Annotated in this window: 21 protein-coding genes; 13 read left to right on the top strand and 8 right to left on the bottom strand. The window is 58.4% G+C overall.

Annotation, left to right across the window (positions count from 1 at the left end):
• Positions 1–261: 261 nt before the first annotated feature.
• From ihfB to amt, 6 genes are all read left to right on the top strand, one after another.
• Complete coding sequence (gene ihfB, locus K529_RS18105) at positions 262–549, top strand: integration host factor subunit beta (RefSeq protein WP_005610003.1); 288 nt, start codon at positions 262–264, stop codon at positions 547–549.
• Positions 550–900, top strand: a complete 351-nt coding sequence (locus K529_RS18100) for a LapA family protein (RefSeq protein WP_005609997.1) — start codon at positions 550–552, stop codon at positions 898–900. It abuts the gene before it with no gap.
• A gap of 1 nt (position 901) precedes the next feature.
• Positions 902–1,549, top strand: coding sequence for a phosphoribosylanthranilate isomerase (locus K529_RS18095; RefSeq protein WP_040641322.1), 648 nt, complete (start codon positions 902–904; stop codon positions 1,547–1,549).
• A 273-nt stretch (positions 1,550–1,822) separates the two neighbouring features.
• Complete coding sequence (locus tag K529_RS18090) at positions 1,823–2,668, top strand: LysR family transcriptional regulator (RefSeq protein WP_005609991.1); 846 nt, start codon at positions 1,823–1,825, stop codon at positions 2,666–2,668.
• Positions 2,669–2,914: 246 nt separating this feature from the next.
• Positions 2,915–4,174 carry a tryptophan synthase subunit beta gene (gene trpB / locus K529_RS18085; protein ID WP_046002571.1) on the top strand — a complete coding sequence of 420 codons (1,260 nt, stop codon included), beginning with the start codon at positions 2,915–2,917 and terminating at the stop codon, positions 4,172–4,174.
• Between the two features lie 191 nt (positions 4,175–4,365).
• On the top strand, positions 4,366–6,810 hold the full coding sequence (gene amt, locus K529_RS18080) for an ammonium transporter (RefSeq protein WP_005620506.1): 2,445 nt from the start codon (positions 4,366–4,368) through the stop codon (positions 6,808–6,810).
• A 63-nt stretch (positions 6,811–6,873) separates the two neighbouring features.
• Here the strand turns inward: amt and K529_RS18075 are convergent, their stop codons facing one another.
• Both K529_RS18075 and pth read right to left on the bottom strand, forming a co-directional pair.
• Complete coding sequence (locus K529_RS18075) at positions 6,874–7,194, bottom strand: antibiotic biosynthesis monooxygenase family protein (RefSeq protein ID WP_005620503.1); 321 nt, start codon at positions 7,192–7,194, stop codon at positions 6,874–6,876.
• Positions 7,195–7,551: 357 nt separating this feature from the next.
• On the bottom strand, positions 7,552–8,283 hold the full coding sequence (gene pth, locus K529_RS18070; protein WP_005620501.1) for an aminoacyl-tRNA hydrolase: 732 nt from the start codon (positions 8,281–8,283) through the stop codon (positions 7,552–7,554).
• A 182-nt stretch (positions 8,284–8,465) separates the two neighbouring features.
• Here pth and K529_RS18065 point away from each other — a divergent pair, with 182 nt between their 5' ends.
• Entirely contained in the window at positions 8,466–8,954 is a 489-nt protein-coding gene (locus K529_RS18065; protein WP_005620499.1) for a hypothetical protein, read from the top strand.
• A 261-nt stretch (positions 8,955–9,215) separates the two neighbouring features.
• Here K529_RS18065 and K529_RS18060 read toward each other — a convergent pair whose 3' ends face one another.
• Together K529_RS18060 and K529_RS18055 are read right to left on the bottom strand one after the other, a co-directional pair.
• A complete protein-coding gene (locus K529_RS18060; RefSeq protein ID WP_005620497.1) occupies positions 9,216–9,845 on the bottom strand; it encodes a 50S ribosomal protein L25/general stress protein Ctc in 630 nt (209 codons plus the stop codon).
• Between the two features lie 92 nt (positions 9,846–9,937).
• Complete coding sequence (locus tag K529_RS18055) at positions 9,938–10,570, bottom strand: hypothetical protein (protein ID WP_005620495.1); 633 nt, start codon at positions 10,568–10,570, stop codon at positions 9,938–9,940.
• A gap of 101 nt (positions 10,571–10,671) precedes the next feature.
• On the opposite strand from K529_RS18055, the gene K529_RS18050 reads away from it, so the two are divergent.
• Complete coding sequence (locus tag K529_RS18050; protein ID WP_227512291.1) at positions 10,672–11,832, top strand: MFS transporter; 1,161 nt, start codon at positions 10,672–10,674, stop codon at positions 11,830–11,832.
• A 65-nt stretch (positions 11,833–11,897) separates the two neighbouring features.
• Here the strand turns inward: K529_RS18050 and K529_RS18045 are convergent, their stop codons facing one another.
• Positions 11,898–13,061 carry an alpha-hydroxy acid oxidase gene (locus K529_RS18045; RefSeq protein WP_005620491.1) on the bottom strand — a complete coding sequence of 388 codons (1,164 nt, stop codon included), beginning with the start codon at positions 13,059–13,061 and terminating at the stop codon, positions 11,898–11,900.
• Between the two features lie 477 nt (positions 13,062–13,538).
• Here K529_RS18045 and K529_RS18040 point away from each other — a divergent pair, with 477 nt between their 5' ends.
• Positions 13,539–14,966 carry an ATP-binding protein gene (locus tag K529_RS18040; protein ID WP_227512292.1) on the top strand — a complete coding sequence of 476 codons (1,428 nt, stop codon included), beginning with the start codon at positions 13,539–13,541 and terminating at the stop codon, positions 14,964–14,966.
• A gap of 53 nt (positions 14,967–15,019) precedes the next feature.
• On the opposite strand, the gene trpA is transcribed toward K529_RS18040, so the two are convergent.
• Both trpA and K529_RS18030 read right to left on the bottom strand, forming a co-directional pair.
• Positions 15,020–15,823, bottom strand: coding sequence for a tryptophan synthase subunit alpha (gene trpA, locus K529_RS18035; RefSeq protein ID WP_005620485.1), 804 nt, complete (start codon positions 15,821–15,823; stop codon positions 15,020–15,022).
• A gap of 99 nt (positions 15,824–15,922) precedes the next feature.
• Positions 15,923–16,435: an acyloxyacyl hydrolase gene (locus K529_RS18030; RefSeq protein ID WP_005620483.1), complete on the bottom strand. Its 513-nt coding sequence runs from the start codon at positions 16,433–16,435 to the stop codon at positions 15,923–15,925.
• Positions 16,436–16,622: 187 nt separating this feature from the next.
• On the opposite strand from K529_RS18030, the gene ychF reads away from it, so the two are divergent.
• The 3 genes from ychF (at position 16,623) to K529_RS18015 (ending at position 20,766) form a co-directional block, all read left to right on the top strand.
• Positions 16,623–17,720, top strand: coding sequence for a redox-regulated ATPase YchF (ychF, locus tag K529_RS18025; RefSeq protein WP_005620482.1), 1,098 nt, complete (start codon positions 16,623–16,625; stop codon positions 17,718–17,720).
• 154 nt (positions 17,721–17,874) lie between these two features.
• Positions 17,875–18,798, top strand: a complete 924-nt coding sequence (locus tag K529_RS18020; RefSeq protein WP_005620478.1) for a nucleoside hydrolase — start codon at positions 17,875–17,877, stop codon at positions 18,796–18,798.
• Positions 18,799–19,077: 279 nt separating this feature from the next.
• Positions 19,078–20,766, top strand: coding sequence for an O-linked N-acetylglucosamine transferase, SPINDLY family protein (locus K529_RS18015; RefSeq protein ID WP_005620476.1), 1,689 nt, complete (start codon positions 19,078–19,080; stop codon positions 20,764–20,766).
• On the opposite strand, the gene trhO is transcribed toward K529_RS18015, so the two are convergent.
• Positions 20,763–21,656: an oxygen-dependent tRNA uridine(34) hydroxylase TrhO gene (gene trhO, locus K529_RS18010; RefSeq protein WP_005620474.1), complete on the bottom strand. Its 894-nt coding sequence runs from the start codon at positions 21,654–21,656 to the stop codon at positions 20,763–20,765. The genes K529_RS18015 and trhO overlap by 4 nt on opposite strands.
• A gap of 205 nt (positions 21,657–21,861) precedes the next feature.
• Here trhO and pncA point away from each other — a divergent pair, with 205 nt between their 5' ends.
• A complete protein-coding gene (gene pncA / locus K529_RS18005; RefSeq protein ID WP_227512293.1) occupies positions 21,862–22,455 on the top strand; it encodes a bifunctional nicotinamidase/pyrazinamidase in 594 nt (197 codons plus the stop codon).
• Positions 22,456–22,472 lie beyond the last annotated feature (17 nt).

Below are 22,472 nucleotides of genomic sequence, written 5' to 3'. Positions count from 1 at the left end.
ATCGCGCCGGTTCGGCGGATACGGGTGCGAATCGTTCAACGGCAGATGAGATTGCATCGGCGGATGATCGTGTTTTGGGGCGGCTCCGGTCCCGCCTGGGCGCTATAATAAAGGGGTAAGCCGTGTGTTTTCACGGGCTCTGGATCATTTTCCTGCCGAGCCCCTTTCTAACCTGTTTGCGTAGAAGGGTTTTCTTCCTATAGTGAGGGCATCCTTGATGTCACAGCGGCACAGATAGGCGGCTTTGGGAGGTCCATACGCATGATCCGTTCGGAACTGATTCAGAAGATTGCAGACGAAAACCCACACCTGTATCAGCGGGATGTAGAGCGGATCGTCAACACGGTCTTTGAGGAGGTCACCAACGCGATGTCGCGCGGTGACCGGGTTGAATTGCGCGGCTTTGGCGCGTTCTCCGTGAAGAAGCGCGATGCCCGTGTCGGGCGCAACCCGCGCACCGGTGAGACGGTTCATGTGGAGGAGAAGCACGTGCCTTTCTTCAAGACTGGCAAGCTGCTCCGGGATCGATTGAACGGAAAAGAAGAGTAAATGCGTTACATTCGCTATGCCGTATGGGGCGTTCTGGCGGTGGTGCTTGTCTCCGTCAGCCTCGCCAACCGCGGCCTCGTGAGTCTGAAACTTATGCCAGAGGCGCTGGCGGAATTGGTGGGGTTCAACCCTTCCATTACGCTGCCTCTGTTTGTTGTCGTCTTGGGCGGGCTGGCCCTTGGTGTCGCGCTTGGTTACGTGCTTGAGTACCTGCGCGAGCACAAACACCGCCGTGATGCGCGCGTCAAACATGGCGAAGTCAAAAAGCTCTCGCGTGAAGTGAAGCGTCTGAAACGGCAAAAGCACGAAGGCAAGGACGAGGTCCTCGCGCTTCTGGATGACGCTTCCTGATATGGCTGAGATCAGGGTCAAGATTTGCGGCATGAAAACCCGCGCCGATATGGAGGCTGCGGCCTCTGCGGGTGCTGCCTATGTCGGCCTGAATTTCTTTGCAAAATCAGCGCGCTCGGTCTCGATCGCGCAGGCGGCTGCCTTGGCGTCGGAAGCGCCGGTGGGGCTTGCCAAGGTCGGGCTGGTAGTGAACCCAACCGATGCCGATCTGGACGCGATCACCGGTTCGGTTCCGCTTGATATGATACAGTTGCACGGTCAGGAGAGCGTGGAGCGCGTGGCAGAGATCAAGTCCCGCTATGGGTTGCCGGTGATGAAGGTCATCGGTGTGGCGGAGGCGGCGGATCTGGCGCCCATCGATCTTTATGCGCAGGTGGCAGACCAGATCATGATCGACGCCAAAGCGCCAAAGGGTGCAAAGCTCCCCGGTGGCAATGGAGTGGCCTTCGATTGGCAGCTGCTGGCAGGCAAGAAATACTGGCAAGCGCCTTGGATGTTGGCCGGTGGTCTGACGCCTGAGAATGTCGCTGAGGCCATCCGCAAGACGGGCGCGCGTCAGGTCGATGTGGCGTCAGGTGTCGAAACTGCGCCGGCGCAGAAAGATGCGGATCTTATGCGCGCATTTGTCGAGGCCGCGCAGGCCGTCTGACGGGGCTTACCGTTTCAATTTCAGTCCTTTCTTGACCCATCTGAGTGCTCTGAGGCGCAACAGGCGTCTTTTACGTTTGCGATAGCTGGCAAGGCGGCGCCGCACCCTGTGCCGTTCGATTTGCCAAGTGCTGTGTTCGGTCGAGCGCGGCGATCGCGGTTGCGTATAGATCAAAAACATCCCGCATGGCTTTCGTTTGTGATAAGACATTGGCAGGATCGCTGATGTTTTCTTGATATTTGAGTGGGCGTCTTTGAAATCAGAGTTTCAAAAATGAAAAAGAGTCCATCGCTTGATGATCTCGACCTTTTTGCACGCATTGCTCAGGCGGGCGGTTTGGCAGTGGTTGCACGGCAAAGCGGAGTGAGTGTGCCAACCCTCAGCCGTCGCATGCGTGCGCTGGAGCTTCAGATCGGGGTGCATTTGTTTGAGCGTGGCTCTCATGGCTATCGCCTGACTGCGCAGGGGCGGGCATTTCTGGGCGAGACCCGCGCGTTTCAGGCGGAAGCGCAACGTCTACGGCGGATGGTTACGACGCCTCTGAAGGCAGAGGTTCGCATTACCGCGGGCAGTTGGACCTCGGCTTTTTTGGCGCAGCAGTTGCCACGGTTCTGGCAGGAGGATGCACAGTGGCGCCCGGCCTTTCTGGAGGCTGATACGCGGCTGGATATCGCGCGGCGTGGCGCAGATATTGGCATACGAAACCAGCGTCCTGAACAGGCGTGGCTGGCTGGGCGTTGTACTGGGTTGATCACCTATGCGATTTACGCGATCACTGATCAAGTTCGAGGCTATGTCGCTTTGCCTGAGAGCCAAGCAAAAACGCCATCCGCAAGATGGGTATGGGCGCACCATGGCGGCGAGATCGCGGCTACGGCGCGTAGCCCGCGCATGTTGGCTGATCTGGCATGTGCCGGAGTGGGGCAGGTGGTCCTGCCTCGGTTTGCAGCCGCCATGTTTCCAATGTTGCAGCAAGTTGGTCCAGAAATTGCGGAGCTCTCACATGAGGAATGGCTGGTCTGCCATCACGACGGTCGGCATGACCCACCTGTGCGGGCTGCGCTAGAGGGGATCGCCGCTGTGCTGACTGATACCACCCTGCGCCCCATAGGAGCTTGACGCTGGAGGCGGATGCTCCCGCCCGCTTTTGTGCTTCCCCTTGGGAAGCCCATCGTGCCGTTGGGCCTGGCGCCGCGCGCGCCCTTCGGGCGCGCGCGGCGCGAGTCGCTTCGGGCTCTGCCCGAAGCGAAACCACTCTGAAACCTTGCTTTCCACGGGTCGGAGGCGGAAATTGCCGAGAAATCTGTTTCTCTTGTTCTAAATGCGCTTTAGAACCAGCGCATACGGAAGACGGAGACACCACCCATGGCCGAAGATCTCATCAACAGTTTCATGAACGGGCCGGACGAAAATGGTCGTTTCGGCATTTTTGGCGGTCGCTTTGTCAGCGAAACGCTGATGCCGCTGATCCTGAGCCTCGAAGAAGAATATGAGAAGGCCAAGGTGGACCCGGAATTCTGGGACGAGATGGACGATCTGTGGAAAAACTATGTGGGCCGTCCAAGCCCACTTTATTTCGCAGAGCGCCTGACCGAGCATCTGGGTGGCGCCAAGGTCTATCTGAAGCGCGACGAGTTGAACCACACCGGCGCGCATAAGGTCAACAATGTGCTCGGACAGATCCTGCTGGCGCGCCGCATGGGCAAGACCCGGATCATCGCGGAAACCGGTGCGGGCCAGCACGGGGTGGCGACCGCCACGGTCTGTGCCAAGTTCGGTCTGAAATGCGTCGTCTACATGGGCGCGCATGACGTGCGGCGTCAGGCCCCCAACGTGTTCCGCATGCGCCTGCTGGGCGCCGAAGTGATCCCCGTGACCTCTGGTCGGGGGACGCTGAAAGATGCGATGAATGATGCGCTGCGTGACTGGGTGACCAATGTGCGCGATACATTCTATTGTATCGGCACGGTGGCTGGCCCGCATCCTTATCCGGCGATGGTGCGTGATTTCCAGTCGGTGATCGGCAAGGAAGTGCGCTGGCAACTGGCCGAGCAGGAAGGCGAAGGGCGTCTGCCTGATACTTTGGTTGCAGCCATCGGTGGCGGCTCAAACGCGATGGGGCTGTTCCATCCGTTCCTTGACGATAAGTCCGTGAATATCATCGGCGTCGAGGCGGGTGGCAAAGGCGTAGACGAGAAGATGGAGCATTGCGCTTCCCTCACTGGTGGGCGTCCGGGCGTGCTGCACGGAAACCGCACCTATTTGCTGCAAGACGATGATGGGCAGATCCTTGAGGGGTTCTCGATCTCGGCCGGTCTGGACTATCCGGGCATCGGGCCCGAGCACGCGTGGCTGCATGAGACGGGCCGCGCGCAATATGTCTCGATCACCGACAAAGAAGCGCTGGAGGCGTTCCAGCTCTCCTGTGCGATGGAAGGCATCATCCCGGCGCTGGAGCCGAGCCACGCGCTTGCACATGTGACGAAGATCGCGCCGACCCTGCCCAAGGACCACATCATCGTAATGAATATGTGTGGCCGTGGCGACAAGGACATCTTCACCGTCGCGCGTCACCTTGGCTTTGACATGTCCGACACCGAAGAAGGCCGTGATCTCGAAGAGTGATCATCGCCGCATAAGATCGGACCAGATTCAGAGGCGCAGCCGCGGGGCTGCGTCTTTTTTTTGTGGTTTTGACGGTGCAAACCGTAAAATCGGGACTTGTCACCCGCGACGGGGTCGGTCGCTTTACTTGCTGTTATGACTGTCCGCGCCATCCTGAGCAGTGTTTCGTGTAGCTCATTCTCAGGTTTTTCATGCAGCAAGACACCTTGCAGGCCGTTCAGCAACTTCAGCTTGCGGCGGACCATATGTGGACAATCATCGCCGCTGCTTTGGTGTTATTGATGCAGCTTGGCTTTCTTCTTGTCGAAGCGGGTATGGCGCGGTCCAAGAACAGCATCAACGTTGCGCAAAAGAACATCACCGATTTCCTTGTGTCGGTCAGCGCCTTTTATGTGCTGGGGTTCGGGTTGATGTTTGGTGTGTCTTACGCTGGCTGGTTTGGCACCGATAATTTTGCGTTCCGGCAGGCAGATGACTGGCAATACACGTTTTTTGTGTTTCAGGCGGTCTTTGCAGGTACAGCGGCCACCATCATGTCCGGTGCGGTGGCAGAACGGATGCGGTATGGCGTCTATGTGGCGGCGGCCTTGTTCATCGGTCTGCTGATCTACCCTGTGAGCGGCCACTGGGCGTGGGGCAATTTGCTGAATGGCGAGAATGCGGCCTATCTGGCGGACAAGGGGTTCATTGATTTTGCCGGCTCGACCGTGGTGCATTCGGTTGGGGCGTGGGTTGCGCTCGCTGGCGTGGTTGTACTGGGCGCACGTATCGGCAAGTTCAACGCCGATGGCAGCGCCAATACCCTGCACGGCCATAGCTATGTGCTGGCAACAGGGGGCGCGATTATTCTCTGGGTTGGCTGGATTGGCTTTAACGGTGGCTCTACGACTGCAGCCAGTCCGGATTTTGCGCATATTGTCCTGAATACGCTGCTCGCGGCCTGTTTTGGCGGCGTCACGGGGATATTTTCGGGCCGCCTCATAGACACAGTAAATGTTCCGCATCGCCCAATAAACGGCAGTCTCGCAGGGCTGGTGGCCATCACGGCTGGGTGTGACGCAGTAACTGTGCAAGGCGCGGTTCTCATTGGGGCCGGGGCAGGGGTCTTGGTCGTCGCCTCTGAATGGGTGATGGAGAATATCCTGAAGCTGGACGATGTGGTCGGCGCGGTCTCCGTTCATGGGGTTTGCGGTGCGTTTGGCACAGTCGCGCTCTCCTTTTTCGCGATGCCCGGAAAACTCACGATGGAGAGCGCGGGCGCGCAGGCACTGGTGCAACTGGAGGGCGTTGCGCTGGTCTTTGTCTGGGCCTTTGGTCTCAGCTGGCTGTTCTTTAAGGCTATTGATCTGACATTCGGCATTCGCGTGCCACGTGAGGACGAGATGATCGGGCTCAACAGCACAGAACATGGTGCAACTCTGGGAACCGGCGCGCTTCAAAAGCAACTTGAGGCAATGACGCAGAATGGCGTTGATCTGACCCGTCGGCTGGATGAGAGCACCGGAGATGAAGCGGCGGAACTTGCAGCACTATTCAATCCGTTCATCGATGAGGTGCACGATCTGGTCTGCGATATTCGCGAAAACGCGCGTCGGATGAAAAGCTCCTCATCGGGGCTGGAGTCCCTGTCCGTCGCGTTTCGCGATGGTGCTGAGAAGTCCGGCGCGCTGACTGGCGCGGTCAGCAAAAGTTCTGGCGAAGTGGCAGGACAGGCGCGCAACAATCGCGAGATTGCCGAGCAGATCCTGTCGGAGATGACGCGGATTGCCAGCAGTGCAGAAGGCATGTCGGATGAGGTCACAGCCGTGTCAGAGGCGATTGCTGAACTGATGAATTCTATCAGTCAGATTTCAGGCAATGCCAGTGCGACCAGTGGGGTCACCAATGAGGCCAATGTCCTGTCCGGCGAGGCGGTCGAGACGATGCACGCGCTCTCCAAAGCCTCCGAAGAGATTGAGGCCGTGGTTGGGCTTATCCAGAAAATCACTATGCAAACCAACATGCTGGCCATCAACGCCGCGGTTGAGGCCGCGCGTGCAGGCGATGCAGGCAAAGGGTTTGCCATTGTTGCGGGGCAGGTGCGTAGTCTGGCTGCCGAAACGGACAAAGCGGCGGAGGAAATCCGGCAGCGGATCTCTCATATACGCAACCAGTCCGATGACGCCTCGACAGTGATTTCCGGGATTACCGAATTGATGCAGGCCATCCATGCGTCGGTTGAGGGCATCACCAGCGAGGTTGAAAGCCAGCGTCGTGCGGCAGGGCGTGTGTCTGAACGTATGACAAGCGCATCCAGTAGTGCGCAGACGGTGACACAGTCCATCCAAGACGTTCAGCAACGGGCAGAAACCGTGCGCAGCAATGCCACTCAGAATGAGGAACGCCTGTCGCGGAACGCGGCCACGGCCAGCGACCTGCAGGAGGATGCGCGAGAAAGCGCGGCGCAATCTGTGCTGCTTGCGGAGGAGGCGAATGCGGTTAATCTGCTTTCTGATGAGTTGACCACATCAGTAGAGCGCTTTGCCCTAAAAAAGGGTGAGGCGGACCGGGATGCGGATTGGTTGGCGCAAGAGGCGCAACGACGACCGCATGCGTCGGTCGAGGGTAAGACTGAGAAGAGGTCTGGCAGCGTTTAGGCGCAGGCAATTGCGTGCCCCCCGCCTCATCAAATAGCCGAGACAGAGGGTTGGAGATCGTGGTTATTTTTGCTGCAATACGGTTTCAAAACCCTCAAATTGCGGCGCGCCAAGGATCGGGCTTTCGCCTTCTCGTTTGCCAGCATTGCGATGAGCCGCGCGGAATTGTTCGGATTTGGTCCATGCCTCGAAATCGGCGCGGCTATCCCAGATCACGTGACTGGAATAGAGAGTGTATTCCTCGTTCTGCGGGCCTTTCAGCAGGCGAAATTCGCGAAATCCTTGCATTTCGTTCAGGCGGCTTTCGCGGTCTTTCCAAATAGTTTCAAAATCAGCCTCGCGGCCGGGGCGAATTTTGAAGCGGTTCATGGCGATGTAGCTCATGCGTGATGTCCAGTCTTGCTAAAGCGCTCTGCCAAAACCTGAATCACAGCTTTTGGCCGGGCGCGAGAAGGGGGCATATGATGCGCGGTGCCCGACGGTTTCCCAACCTTAGTTCGAAGGCCGGGCGCGCAGATCTGCGGATATGGGGCTAGCGTGTACGGACATCGTACCTTGCTGGCGACAGGTTTCACTAAACGCAAATACCGGCGCGGATCAAGCAAGAGCCTCATGTCTCTTGTTGGGGCCAAGGTATATGCTTGATTTTAAAAGATCCAAGAGGCTCTAGTCGCGCTCTGGGCAAGGGTTGGAGAATGCCTGCACCAGAATCGTCTGCGCCCTTTGGGAGCGCAGATCGTGCTATTTGAACTTGTCGATGAGTTTTTGCATTGGGCTGCGGGCATCGTCTGGCGCCGATGCGGGGGCATCACCGGATGCGCCTTTGGCTGGAGCAGGCGAGGCCCCCGGTCGCTCCTGTTGTGTTTTCTTGCGCGCGCCTGTGCCTTCACCGGTGGAACTGCGCGGCGGGGCGACCCGCAGGGCGACAGCATTCATGAAACGCCCGCTGTCCCCGGTCGCGAGCGATTGCGCGCCATCGGACAGACCGCGCAGCAGATCGTCCAGCCAGCCCTGATCTGCCTTTGGGAAATCACGCAGCACATAGCCCGCGACAGCGTCCTTATGCCCCGGATGCCCGACACCCAGGCGTACGCGTGCGTAATCTGCACCAATATGAGCGTGTATCGAACGCAGACCATTGTGGCCCGCATGACCGCCGCCCTGTTTGACCCGGCACTTGCCGGGCGCAAGATCAAGCTCGTCATGAAAGACCACCACATCTGCAGGGGTGAGTTTGAAAAACCGCAGCGCCTCCCCCACGGATTGGCCGGAATTGTTCATGAAGGTCTGTGGTTTCAGCAAGATCACCTTCTCACCGGTCAGAGTGCCCTCGCTCATTTGTGCCTGAAATTTGGATTTCCACGGTGAAAACCCGTGATCAGAGGCGATCTGATCCAATGCCATGAAGCCAATGTTGTGACGGTTGCCCACGTATTTTGCGCCAGGGTTGCCGAGACCTACGAAGAGTTTCATGCGCCGCTTTCCTGCTAGGTATTTTGGCGCAGTGATGCCTTTTTTTCTGCGGGAAATCCAGTGCAGGGGTGATAAACACCCTATGGTGCGGATCTTGCCACAAATCAGCCTTACCACATTGCGAGGGCTGACAATTGATAGAACTGGGCATTTGATGCGCATGGGATTTGAAGAGGGGCATTATGAATAAAACAGTCAATTCAAAACACGGCTCGGTGTCGAGCACTGAAGTTCCTGCGCGCAAATGGCGGCTGAAGGGGGCTGTGCTGCTCAGCGCGTCACTGTTGATGGGGTGCGCGGCCGTGGAACCGTTGCCCTCTGTGCCCACAAAAACCGGCAGCACCGTATTTGAGGCGCGGCAATCACTGGAGTTTTGTGCGCCACAAGGCCCCAAAGGCGCAAAAGCGGCGGTCACGTCGAGCTATATTGCCTCGATGATCTTTCTCGGTATTCTTCCAGGCGCCATTATTGCAGCCTCGGGTGAGGATCACACCCGCAGCCAAGGCGCGCTGAATGCGGTGGATGATTGCCTTGGAAAACAGGGGTTTGAACGTCGCGAACTGACCGCGCAGGAGGCCGCTGCCATCAAGCAGCGTGATCGCTATGCGCGTGAGATGCTTCTGAGCCATTTGGTCGCTGGCGGAACCTTGGCCGATTACCAGGGTCCGTAAACCGATCAGAGAAACTTTCGAGGCTGCTCCTGCTTCGCCAAATCACATGATGCGCGCGGGCCATCGTGTGATTTGGCAATTCTGAGATTTCGCCAGTGTGAAATCTGGACTGGGCGTTGGCCTGCTTGGCAGGGTTCTTGATGCACCTCTATGCGGCGCGGCTGCGCTTTGGTCTCCTTGTCACAACGATAACGTCACAACGAAAAACGGGTCCCGTGAGGGACCCGTTTGATATTCAAAACCCAAAGGGGCTGCAGCAGATTATTCCGCTGCTGCTTCCTCGGCTTCTTCACCTTCTGCTTCGTCGTCTGCAGCTTTGAGGCCGGACGGTGCAGAGATGTTCGCGATCACGAAATCACGGTCGATGGTCGGCTTTGCGCCTTCGGGCAGGGTGACGTCAGAGATGTGGATCACATCGCCGATGGCTTTGCCGGTCAGATCGACGGTCAGTTTCTCCGGGATGTCACCGGCGGTCACGATCAGCTCGACTTCGGCGCGCACAACGGTCAGAACACCACCGCGCTTCAGACCAACACACTCTTCTTCGTTGATGAACTCAACGGGGATGTAGAGGTTGATCTTCGAGGTGCGGCGCAGGCGCATCAGGTCGAAGTGAGTGGGCAGGTCTTTGACAACGTCACGCTGAACGTCGCGGCAGATCACACGTACATCGTCGTGGCCTTCAACCTTGAGGTTGAACAGGGTCGACTTAAAGCGGCCAGCTTTCAGGCGCTTCAGCAGGACGTTGTAAGGGATTTGGATTGCCAGCGGGTCTGCGTCGCCACCAAATACAACACCAGGAACCATGTGCGCACGGCGTGCAGCGCGAGCGGCGCCCTTGCCCGTCCCCGCGCGTTCCTGGCACTCGAGATCAGGAATCTCATTCGCCATTTTTATTCTCCATATATAATCGGGGGTGCCTCCAAGGCTGTCACCCCGCGTGAAGCCGCTCTGTTAGACCGAAAACCCCTGTTTGGAAAGCCCTAAACTGCCTTGGTTTCCTGTCTGGGCCTCAGTTTGCCTTCGGCAGCCATCAGGCGGGCGTGCAGATCGAACTCTGCCGGGCGGGCAGCACGCAACCTGCTGCGCAACTCGGGCGAAAGATCGGCTTTGACGTAGGGCGAGACATTGTGCGGCTCAAAGTTGATTCGGTGCCCGAACCTGTCAGTCAGGAAAGCCTCAAGCTGATCCCAGCGCTCATAAGCAAAGAGGTGATCCACGATAATGCGTCCGCCGCGTCCACTCAGCATGCGGTATTGGCTACCGATCTGGGCGCATGGGGGCGGGCTATCGGACAGGAGCGCCTCCACATAGTCGTTAAAGCTCAGCTGGCCCGCATATTCCGGTTTGTCGCGGATCTCGTCGCGGCAGCGGTATTTATACCAGCTCCGGATTTGGTCTTCGGGTTCGCGCAGGACGGCAAAGCTTTCGAGGGATGTATCAAACGTCGCCCGCACAAAGGGACGGATACGCCGATGGAACCGCTGCGCCGAGGTGTGTTTTTGCGATTTTCGAAACAGAATATCCGCATGTGGCCGCAACGCCTTTTCAATGGCGGTGGTTCCCGTTTTGGGAACGGCAACAAATGCAAGAGCTTGCGGCGTGAAGATCAGCATAGATCGGGCATAGCCCGAGATGCCTGCGCGCGCCAGCGCTGTAGCGGTACAATTTGGCGATTGTGGCAGCGCGCGCACTGTGCATTGTCGCGGTCATGGAAATGCTGACAGATTTGCGCACCAGTGTGGTGCATGGGCGGGCGTTCGTGGTCATGGGGTTCTGTGTCGGGGCCTTTGCAGCCTATGTGCCGCAGCTAAAAGGACACGCCGGGCTGAGCGATGCGGAGTTTGGTCTGGCATTGCTGATCGGGGCGGCGGGAGCCGTCGGTGCAATGTGGCTGGCCCCAAAGGTAGATCGCAAGCTCGGCGCTTCGGCGATGGCTATCTGTTCCTTGCTGCTGGCGGCGGCGTTTCTGTTGCCGGGGCTTGCGGGCAGTTGGGTGACATTTGCGGGGGCGATGTTCTTGGCCTCTGGTGCGGGCGGGCTGCTGGATGTGGTGATGAACGCACGTCTTAGCGGTCTGGAGGCCCGTTCGGGGAGGTCGCTGATGAACCTCAATCACGGGCTGTTCTCGCTGGCTTATGCGCTGGCGGCGCTGGTCGCGGGCCTCGTCCGGGAGGCCGGTGTGCCGCCGATCTGGTGTTTCATTGGGATCTTGGGTGTGACGGCGCTGCTGGCGTTGGGCATGCGCGACGAGGTGCCTGCAGAGAGCTCGGATGAAAGCGCCAATGCTGCACCTGTGCCATTGCCGGGGCTGATGATCGCGCTTGCCGGGCTGATCGTGCTGATCGCATTCACCGCAGAGCAAGCCACGGAGCATTGGTCGGCCCTGCATCTGGAGCGCAGCTTTAACGCCAATGCGGCAGAGGGGGCGTTGGGGCCTGCAATCCTTGGCTTTACGATGGGGATTGGTCGTCTGTCCGGGCAGGAATTGGTGCGCCGCGTGGCTGAGGGAAAGCTGATGCAGATTGCGTCGGCGCTGGCGGCAACGGGCTTGATCCTTGCGGCGTTCGCGCCCGTGCAATCCTTGGCCTATGCGGGGTTTGCAATTCTCGGTCTTGGGGTGTCCACCGTGGGTCCCACCGCATTGGCGTGGGTGGGCAAGACGATCCCATCGCATCTGCGGGCGGCCGCGATTTCACGTTTGGTGATGATCGGGTATTGCGGCTTTTTTGTCGGCCCGCCGGTCATTGGTTTTGTGGCGGAGGCCTTTGGACTGCATCTGGCACTGGCGCTCATGGGGGGCATGCTGCTGTGCATCACAGCATTCCTGGTTCCCGCACTGCGCGCCACTGCCCGCAAAACAGGGCTGATTGCCTGATCTGATTGGTTTGCCTGCCAGCCGGGGCCATGAGAAGAAGGCTCCGGTTGGGAGATCGCCGAGCGTCAGGCCCAGCGACCAGTGAAGTCTTCGGGAACCAGAAGATTGTGACGCCCCAGATTGGCGACGTTTTTCTCGCCGCACAGGGCCATGGAGGTATCCAGTTCCTTGTGGATCACCTCAAGCGCGCGGGTGACGCCCTGTTGTCCCATCGCGCCGAGACCATAGACAAAGGCACGCCCGATCATGGTGCCGGTCGCGCCAAGCGCCAGTGCCTTTAGCACGTCCTGACCGGAGCGAATACCACTGTCGAGATGGACCTCAACCTGATCGCCGACCGCGTCCATGATCCGGGGCAACATGCGGATTGACGACAGAGCGCCATCAAGCTGCCGCCCGCCGTGGTTCGAGACCGTAATGGCATCCGCGCCCACTTTGGCGGCCATTATGGCGTCTTCTTCGTCAAGGATACCTTTAAGGATGACTTTGCCGCCCCACATCTCCTTGAGCTTTTCAATCTTGCCCCAATCGAGCGATGGGTCGAATTGCTCTGCCGTCCATGCCCCAAGCGAGGAGGCATCCGAGATCCCCTCCACATGACCGACGATATTGCCGAAATTGCGCCGCTTCGCGCCCAGCATTTCAACCCCCCAAGCCCATTTCGTCATCAGGTTGGCGATGGTTTTGGGCGTGAGTTTTGGCGGGGCGGAGAGGCCGTTTTTCAGATCCTTGTGGCGCTGACCGAGAATTTGCAGATCAAGCGTGATCACCAGTGCGGAACAGTTTGCGGCCTTTGCCCGTTCGATCAGGCGGCGGACGTAGTCGTCGTCCTTCATGGTGTAAAGCTGGAACCAGAAGGGTTTGCTGGTCGCTTCGGCAACCTCCTCAATGGAGTTGATCGACATGGTCGAGAGGGTGAAGGGCACGCCAAAAGCCTCGGCAGCGCGCGCGGCTTTGATCTCGCCGTCGGCGCATTGCATGCCAGTCAGGCCGACCGGTGCCAGCGCCACCGGCATTGCCACATCCTGACCGATCATCTGCGCCGCAGTGGAGCGCCCCGCCATATCAACGGCGACGCGCTGACGCAGGCGGATCTGGTCAAAATCCGTGGTGTTTTCGCGAAAGGTCTGCTCGGTCCAGGAGCCGCTCTCGGCATAATCATAGAACATCTTCGGCACACGCCGCGCATAAATGCGCTTGAGATCTTCTATGTTGGTGATCACTGGCATCGGTTGTCTCCTCGACCTGCGCAGAACTGGTAATGTTTTTTTACCAATATGAAGCTACCCTGACAAGCCAGCCCATCGTAATCTTGCGTTTACGGTTTTGTGCAAGTTTATCGGTTAACACCTGCCGGAATCGCTATGTCATACTGCGCAAACCGATCAGGGTGAAACTTCTGGAGAATTGCCGGAGTTTCTGCAGCTGACCACCGCGCAGCTTTGAATTTGCACCGCCCCGATTGCAGAGCAACCGGGGTCGTTTCTTGATTTTTGGACCTGATGCCTGCCAAACGGTTATTTTTGCCGGGGCCGCAGCCAAGAGGCAGCAGCGTCAGTTGGAGGTAGAGGCAACGTGAGAGTTGTGTGTGCAGATGTAGGTCGGTGCAGCGGGCGCTTTTTCGCCTTTTCCGACCGCAAAGCGATCCTGCCGGATGATAGGCCCTGCCGCGGACGGCAGGGCGCGCGCTTGTGGTTGATCGCCTCATGACAGTAACGACAGAAGATCCCCACCCTCCACAGCGTCGAGACGATGACGCCAGTCATGCGGAGTTGCGCGCCGAACTGGCGCGTGAGCGCGCCCTACGTGAAGAACTCGAGGAGACGGTGCAGCGTAAATCGCAATCGCTGCGTCGGGCAAATGCGTCTTTGGTGTCATTGGCGCGGCAAGTTGACCGGATGGTGAAAGAACGCACCGAGGATCTGGCGCGTGATCGCGCCGAGGCCGAAGCGGAAAGTGCGGCAAAAACCCAATTCCTGGCCACAATGAGCCACGAGATTCGCACGCCTCTGAATGGTGTGTTGGGCATGGCGTCAGCGCTTGCCGATACCGCATTGGCTGAGGGTCAGTCCCAGATTCTAGGCGTGTTGCGCGAAAGTGGGCAGCTGCTGTTGAACATTGTCGACGATATTCTCGATCTGTCGAAGATCGAGGAGGGCAAACTTGAACTTGAGCGCCTGCCGACGGATGTGGTGGCCCTGATGGAACTGGTGTGTCGCCAGTTCAAGCCACGTATCGAGGCAAAGGGGCTCAGCTTTACCACGCTCTATGGGGGAGAATTGGCCGCAGGCGTGGCATGGGTCAACATTGATCCAACCCGGTTTCAACAGGTGCTGACCAATCTCTTGTCGAACGCGGTCAAGTTCACCGATGCCGGTGCAATTGCCCTATCAGCCAGCATGGAGCCTGCCCGAAACGGGGCCTTCCTGCTGTCTGTCACGGTGCGCGATACCGGGGTTGGCCTGTCCGCGCAGCAGGCGGACCGCCTGTTTGAGCCCTATATGCAGGCGGATGCGAGCATTCACCGCAGCCATGGTGGGACCGGGCTCGGGCTTGCGATTGCGCGCCAGATTTGTGAGCGCATGGGGGGGACACTGACCTGCCGGAGCGCCGAAGGGGATGGCAGTGAGTTTTGCGCGACGTTTCAGGTCGCAAGGGCGGAACCTGCGCAGAAATTGCCGGATGCGCAGGATGACAATGCGCTGGAAATCCTGAATGCGCGCCGTTGGAAGGTCTTGGTGGCGGAAGACAACCGAACCAATCGGATGGTGCTGCACCACATTTTGCGAGAGTGCGATTTGGACCTGCACTGGGTCGACAATGGCGAAGAAGCGGTGAAGGCATGGCGCCGCGAGCGCCCGGATCTGGTGCTGATGGACGTCAATATGCCGCTATTGGACGGGGTCTCTGCAACCGCATTGATCCGCCAAGAGGAACAGGCCTCCGGCCGCGAGGCGGTGCCGATTATTGCAGTCTCTGCCAATGCGCTGGTGCATCAGATCAAGAGCTACCTCGCCAGTGGGATGAGCGATCATGTCGCCAAGCCGATCCGCAAGCAAAAGCTGTTGAGTGTGATGGCGCGGGCACTCCGACCGGAAGTCGGCCCAAAGCGCAAGCCGACGCTCTACCCTTAGGGGAGCTTTGCCATAGGCGCGCATGGTCGCCGCCTATGGCACATGATGTGCGGTCAACCGGCGTGCGCGCCATCCGCCAGAGATTTCACAAACGCCAGCACCTCTGCCGGGGATTTGCCCGCGCCGATTTCGGCAACAATCGCGCTGCCGACAACAGCGCCATCGGAGATGGAGGCGATGGTCTGAGCACGTTCCGGGGTCTTGATGCCAAAGCCCACGATGATCGGCAGATCGGTGGCGGCCTTAATGCGGGCAACCTCGGGGCCAACATCGGCGGCTTCTGCCTCGGCGGCACCGGTGATGCCGGTGATCGAGACATAATAGACAAACCCAGATGTGTTCTGCAGCACGCGCGGCAGGCGGGCGTCATCGGTGGTGGGGGTCGCAAGACGAATGAAGTTCAGACCCGCAGCCTGTGCAGGCAGGCAGAGTTCGCTGTCTTCCTCCGGTGGCAGGTCCACCACAATCAGCCCGTCGATGCCTGCTTCCTTGGCGTCGCTCAGGAATGTGTCGACGCCGCGCGAGTAGATCGGGTTGTAGTAGCCCATCAAAACAATGGGGGTGGTGGTGTCTTCTTTGCGGAAGTCACGGGCGAGCTGCAGTGTGCGCTCCAGCGTCATGCCGGCTTCCAGGGCGCGCTGCCCGGCAAGCTGAATGGTAGGGCCGTCCGCCATGGGATCGGTGAAGGGCAGGCCCAGTTCGATCACATCAACGCCCGCTGCGGGCAGGCCTTTGACCACTTCGAGCGAGGTGTCATAATCGGGATCGCCTGCCATCACATAGGTCACGAAGGCCTTCTTGCCCGCGGCAGAGAGTTCAGCAAACTTGGCATCGATGCGTGTGGTGGGGCGGGTCATGGGCAGGCCTTTATAGATCTCTGTTGCCCGTCTGATGTGCCGAAACTTATCGGTAAAATCAATCCCGCACGACAGCTATGACCGCTGAGATGCGCCGCTTTAACCGGGTGGGTTTCGGCCCAAGGGCGTGTGCAGGCGCAAAGAGATGGTATTGAGGCCGGGGTTTTCGTCACCCAGCGACGCATTGGAGATATGCGTCAGCGCCAACGACAGACGCCTGCCGCCTCGCAAGTCACGCCCGATGCCGAGCAAGGAGCGGATTTCAAAGGTGGAGCCCAGATCATTGCGCGAGGAGCTTTCAAAAAAGAGCCCCGGCATGATGCTGGCCTCAATGAACCAACCCTGACCAAAGGGACGCTGAGCCTGCAATCCGCCGCCCAGAAAGGCGTCACCCGTTTCATGGATGTGGCCAGCCAGACCAAAGCCCGTATCAAATCCCAGAAATTGCCAATCGCGCACGCCGAGATACTCGGCTGAGAAATAGGGACCACTCTCGGCAGTGTCAGCGTGGAAATCTGCATATCCCAAGCCAAAAGTGAGCTCCTGTGCGGATAGCATCGGACCATGCAAAAGCGCTGAAACTAAAGTCAAAACAGAGATCGTCTTACGCATGCAAACCTCACTGTTTGTTGGCGACCTGTGCCGGGGCATCCGGCGCTTGGGGTGCGTTAAATTATAATAATAGAATGTGTCGGGCGCCGGTCAACGTCGGCCCATCGCCTGTCATCGGTGCTGCGCGCTTGCGAAAACAGCCATTAGAGCCTAAGTGCTGGCTCCCAAATGGCATCAGGAGGCCGGTATGGGCTTTAAAATGGGAATCGTGGGTCTGCCGAATGTCGGCAAGTCGACCCTGTTCAACGCGCTGACCAAAACCGCCTCGGCGCAGGCGGCCAACTTTCCGTTCTGCACGATCGAGCCGAACGTGGGCGAGGTGGGCGTTCCCGACGCGCGCCTTGAGAAACTGGCGGAGATTGCACAGTCCAAGCAGATCATCCCCACGCGCATGACGTTTGTGGATATCGCGGGCCTTGTTAAAGGCGCATCCAAGGGCGAAGGCCTGGGCAATCAGTTCCTCGCCAATATTCGCGAAGTGGACGCAATCGCCCATGTTTTGCGGTGTTTTGAGGACGGTGACGTCACCCATGTGGACGGTCGTGTGGACCCGGTTGCGGATGCGGACACCATCGAAACTGAGCTGATGCTGGCGGATCTTGAGAGCATCGAAAAACGCCGCGCCAACCTCGTGCGTAAACTCAAGGGCAATGACAAAGAAGCCCAGCAGCAGGACCGTCTGCTGGCAGAGGCTCAGGCGATGCTCGAAGACGGCAAACCCGCCCGGCTGGTCGAGGTCGATGCCGAGGATCAGAAGGCATGGACCATGCTGCAGCTTCTGACCACCAAACCGGTGCTTTACGTCTGCAACGTTGGCGAAAGCGAGAGCGTTGAAGGCAATGCGCATTCCACCAAAGTGGCCGAGATGGCCGCGGCTCAAGGTAACGCGCATGTGATCATTTCGGCGCAAATCGAGGAAGAAATCAGCCAGTTGGAGCCGGAAGAGGCGCAGATGTTTCTCGATGAGATGGGTCTCGCAGAGGCTGGGCTCGACCGGTTGATCCGCGCAGGCTACGAGCTGTTGCATCTTGAGACCTATTTCACCGTCGGCCCCAAGGAAGCGCGTGCCTGGACCATTCGCTCTGGCACCGCCGCACCGCAGGCAGCAGGCGTGATCCATGGCGATTTTGAAAAAGGTTTCATCCGTGCTGAGACCATCGCCTATGATGATTATGTGGCCTGTGGCGGTGAAGCTGGCGCTAAGGAAGCGGGCAAAATGCGGGCAGAAGGCAAGGGCTACATCGTCAAAGACGGCGATGTGATGCACTTCTTGTTCAACACCTGATCTGGCTCAAACAGATCAAAACTCTGGTGCCCGTCTTCCTAAGAAGGCGGGCATTTTTCTGATACAGTTGTCGTGTATTCGAAAGGCTGGCAGTCTTGAGTTGCCGCTAACAGAAGTGCTACACCCGCTCGATTAATCAGTCGTAGGTATAAAAATGACAACAAAACTCATCATCGACACAGACCCCGGCATCGACGACGCAATGGCAATCTTCTACGCCGCCGCCGCTCCGGATATCGAGCTTTTGGGGCTGACAACCATCTTTGGCAATGTGACCACCAAGACGGCCACTCGCAACGCGCTGCGCTTGCTGGAAGCCGCCGATCTGGAGCTGCCCGTCGCGCATGGCGCGGAAAAGCCGCTGGTGTTGCCGCCGTTTGAGCCTTCGGCCCATGTGCATGGCGACGAGGGATTTGGCGACATTCCCGCCGCCGATCCGAAGGGGCAGGCGGTTTCTGAAGAGGCCGCCGATTTCCTGATCCGCATGGCGCGCGAGCACAAAGGCGAGCTGGTGGTTTGCCCGGTGGGTCCGCTTACCAATATCGCCCTTGCCGTTCAGCGTGACCCGGAGTTTGTAAAAAACTGCAAACGCATCGTCATTATGGGCGGCTCGCTTGAAGCAGGCGGCAATATCACACCCCACGCTGAGGCCAATATCTACCATGACCCCCATGCCGCCGAGGTGGTTTTTGCCGCCGCTGCGGGCAAGGTGGTGATGGTTGGGCTGGATGTGACGCTCAAGATCCTTTGCACCCCGGAAGATTTCGACGGCATCAAGGAACGCTCGCCGGAACTGGGTGGCATGCTCAAGGATATGAGCGTGTTCTACATCAAGTTCTATCAGGAGGTTGCAAACCTCAATGGCTGCTCCCTGCATGATCCCGCGGCGGTGATCGCCTGCACCCACGCCGATCTGTTCAAGACCCGCGCTGTCAAGCTCGGGGTTTCGGTCGAAGAAGACACCTCTGGCAAGACGCAGCTGGCCGAGGACGGTCGCGGCGATACCCATGTGGCGATGGACGTGGATGCAGAGGCCGTAAAGGCGCTCTTCCTAAAGCGGCTGTCTTTGCTGCCCTGAGATTAACCGATACCGGTGAGGGGCCTGATGCCTCTCGCCGGAATGCCAAGCGCAAAGCATCAAAGAGGTCTGCCTTGCGCGTCAGAGGGTTTGCCGCCGCAGCGCAGATGAGCGCTGCAAAAATCTCTTTTTCTGCAATATCTTCGCGCGGGTCGTAGGGTCGACGCGAACCCTTTTGGGGGCTTTGAACCTTATGACGTTTTGAAGAGATTTTAATGTATTTCTGACAGAACTGAAACCGACGCACATTGTGCAACGTTTCAGGCTGTGAACACTCCGATGACCATCGCATTCCCGTCAGGCCTTAATCCGCCGCTTTTTGTAAATGCGGTCAGGCAGTTGAAAAGTGAGAACCCCATTGAGGCCAAGCACTTGTTGCTTCGTTCGTTGCGCGAAGAAGGGGAGACGGCGCTCAGCTATCACTATCTCGCGCGCGCCATCGCCGATACGCAGGGAAAGCAGGCTGATGTATTGGCGGCGCAAGCTAGGGCGTTGAAATTTGCGCCGGGGAATCCGGTGTTTCTTGCGGCGTTTGGTTTGCGTCTGGTGGACGCCGGGCGGGATCAGGAGGCACTCGCGGTGTTGAGTGAAACACTGGCGCGCGATCCACAGAACGTGCTCGCCCTGCCTTGGGTGCTTCGTCTCAAACGGCGGTATTTGCAATGGGGTGACCAGCAGGAGGAAGATGCGGCGCTGGCGGCGCTTCTGGATGGGGATTTTGTAATTGATCCGCTGATGCTTTTGACCTTCGTCGATGATCCGGCGGTACAGCTGAGGTTTTCACGCTTCAGCGCCCCCAAAGTCGTGGCGCAACCGCTGCCACCACACGCGCCCCACGATAAAATTCGTATCGGATATTTTTCTGCGGATTTTCGCGAGCACGCCACCATGCATCTGATGGAAGGGGTGTTCAAAGCGCATGACCGGGCGGGGTTTGAGTTCTACGTCTATGATTTCACGCCGGCCCCCCGGTGCCGACAGCATCAGATCATTCGCGATTTTGCCGATGTCTATCAGGATGTAAGCGCGCTTAGTCCCATCCAGACCGCAGAGCTTGCGCGCCGGGATCACCTGGATATCGCCGTGGATCTGAAGGGGAGGACGACCGACTCTCGGCCGATGATATTTGCCCGTCGGGTGGCCCCGATTCAGGTGTCGTTTCTTGGCTTTCCGGGCACTACGGCCATGGCGGAAATGGACTATATGATCGCCGACAATATCACCATTCCAGCAGGGGATGAGCAATATTACAGCGAGCAAATCCTGCGGATGCCGGGGTGTTACCAGCCCACCAATAATGCGCGTGTCGTGCCAACGGGCGCGCATCCGCGCTCAAAGTTCGGCCTGCCCGAGGACAAGTTCATTTTCGCCAATTTCAACCACCCGCATAAGGTGGGTCCGTCAGAGTTCGCAACATGGATGGATATTCTGCGGCAGGTGCCAAACTCGGTGCTGCTGTTTTATGCGGGCAAAAACGACCTGTCCGCAGAATTGGCAAGCCGCGCAGAGGCCCATGGAATTGACGCGGCGCGCATCCTGCCCTGCGGGTCCTTGTCGCAACAGGAGCATCTTGAGCGGATCGCGCAGGTCGATCTCTGTTTGGATTGCTTTGCGTACAACGCACACACAACTGCATCTGACGCGCTTTGGGCAGGGGTGCCGCTGCTGACGCTCTGCGGGCGTCAGTTCGCGGCGCGTGTGGCAGCCAGCATCATGTCAGCCGCCGGGGTGCCCGAGCTTTCAACTGACAGCAAAGAGACCTACGTCGCGGCGGCGGTGCGTATCGCCACAGACACAGGGGAGTTGCAGGCGCTGAAGCGTAAGATCAAAGAATGCCGCCATGCCTCAACGCTTTTTGACACAAACACTTGGACGCGAAACTACGAGGCGCTGCTGACGAAGTGTCACGCGCGTGTCCTCGCAGGTGAGGCTCCGGCTCATATGTCGCTAGGCGGAGATGGGGCTTAGACCACTTCGCCACGTTCGCGGGCCAGCCGGATTTGTTTCTGCCGCTCGCGAAAACGCATCTTGTCGTGCTCGCTGGTCTCATTGATGCAATTGTGACAAGACACACCAGCCTCAAATTCCGGGCGCAGCCTGTCTTCGGGCAGGATCGGGCGGCGGCAACCGTGGCACAGTTCGTGCGGGCCTTCCTTCAGCCCGTGGCCCACTGAGACTCGGTTATCAAAGACGAAACACTCACCCTGCCAGCTGCTGTTTTCTTGTGGCATTTCTTCAAGATACCGCAGGATGCCGCCCTTCAGATGGTAGACATCCTCGATGCCCTGACCAAGCAGGAAGTTGGTGGATTTCTCGCAGCGGATACCGCCCGTGCAGAACATCGCCACCCGTTTGTTGTGAAAGCGGTCTTTGTTCTCTTCCCACCAGTTCGGGAAGTCACGAAAGCTCTCGGTCTTAGGGTCAATCGCGCCCTCAAAAGTACCGATGGCCACCTCGTAATCATTGCGGGTATCAATCACCACCACATCGTCAGAACGGATCAGATCGTTCCAGTCTTCCGGCTCCACGTAATGGCCGACAGAGGCGCGCGGATCGACATTGGGCTGGCCCATGGTGACGATCTCTTTTTTCAGGCGCACTTTCATTTTGCCAAAAGGGGGATGGTCGGCGCTGGCCTCTTTCCATTCCAGATCGGCGCAGCCGGGTAGGGATCTGATATGCGCCAGAACCGCATCAATGCCCGCGCGCGGCCCGGCGATGGTGCCGTTGATGCCTTCTTGAGCCAACAGAAGCGATCCCATCACATCTTGCGCAAGGCACAAGTCGAGAAGCGCCGGCTTTAGGGCGGCGGGATCGGGGAAACGGGAGAACTGATAGAGTGCGGCAATGGTATACATACAAGGGCGGATAGAGCGAGTTGCCGCCTTTTGCAAGATGCGAAAAAGTCAAGCATTCGCGCCAAAACAAACACCTGAAATGCACAATTGACTGACTATTAAGTCACAGGCGCAAAGTGCTACAATCTCCCAGAGGGTGATTGCACTTGCATGTCCCGAGGGCGCAGTTTCCTTTTGGTTAATAAAAGCGGTAATGGAGGCGGCGATGGCAGAGGCTCTGCTGGTCATTGATGTGCAAAACGATTTTTGTCCGGGCGGCAATCTCTCGGTGCCCGAGGGCGATCAGGTGGTGACGCCGATCAATTCCATGATCGATCGATTTGACACGGTGATCCTGACGCAGGACTGGCATCCGTCGGGGCATTCCTCCTTTGCCAGTTCGCATCCGGGGCGGGTGCCTTTTGACACGGTGGAAATGTCGTATGGTCAACAGGTTATGTGGCCGGACCATTGCGTGCAGGGCAGTAAGGGGGCGGCGTTTCACCCGCAATTGCGCACGGATGGCGACCTCATTATCCGCAAAGGATTTCGCCCTGAGGTCGACAGCTATTCGGCGTTTTTTGAAAATGATCAGACGACTCCGACCGGGCTTGAGGGGTATTTGCGCACCCGTGGCATTACCGATCTGACACTGGTTGGACTGGCCACTGATTTTTGCGTGGCGTTTTCCGCTCTCGATGCCAGACGGCTTGGTTTTTCCGTAGAAGTTGTGCTGGAGGCCTGCCGTGCCATTGATCTGGATGGCTCGCTCGATACGCAAATCGAGAATATGCGTCAAAGGGGCGTGAAATTTTCATGAAGTCTAGGGGCATTTGT

This window comes from Tritonibacter mobilis F1926 (assembly GCF_000376545.2).
GTDB lineage: Bacteria > Pseudomonadota > Alphaproteobacteria > Rhodobacterales > Rhodobacteraceae > Epibacterium > Epibacterium mobile.
The sequence above is the reverse complement of the archived record's forward strand: the minus strand, read 5'-3'. Positions and strand labels throughout refer to the sequence as shown.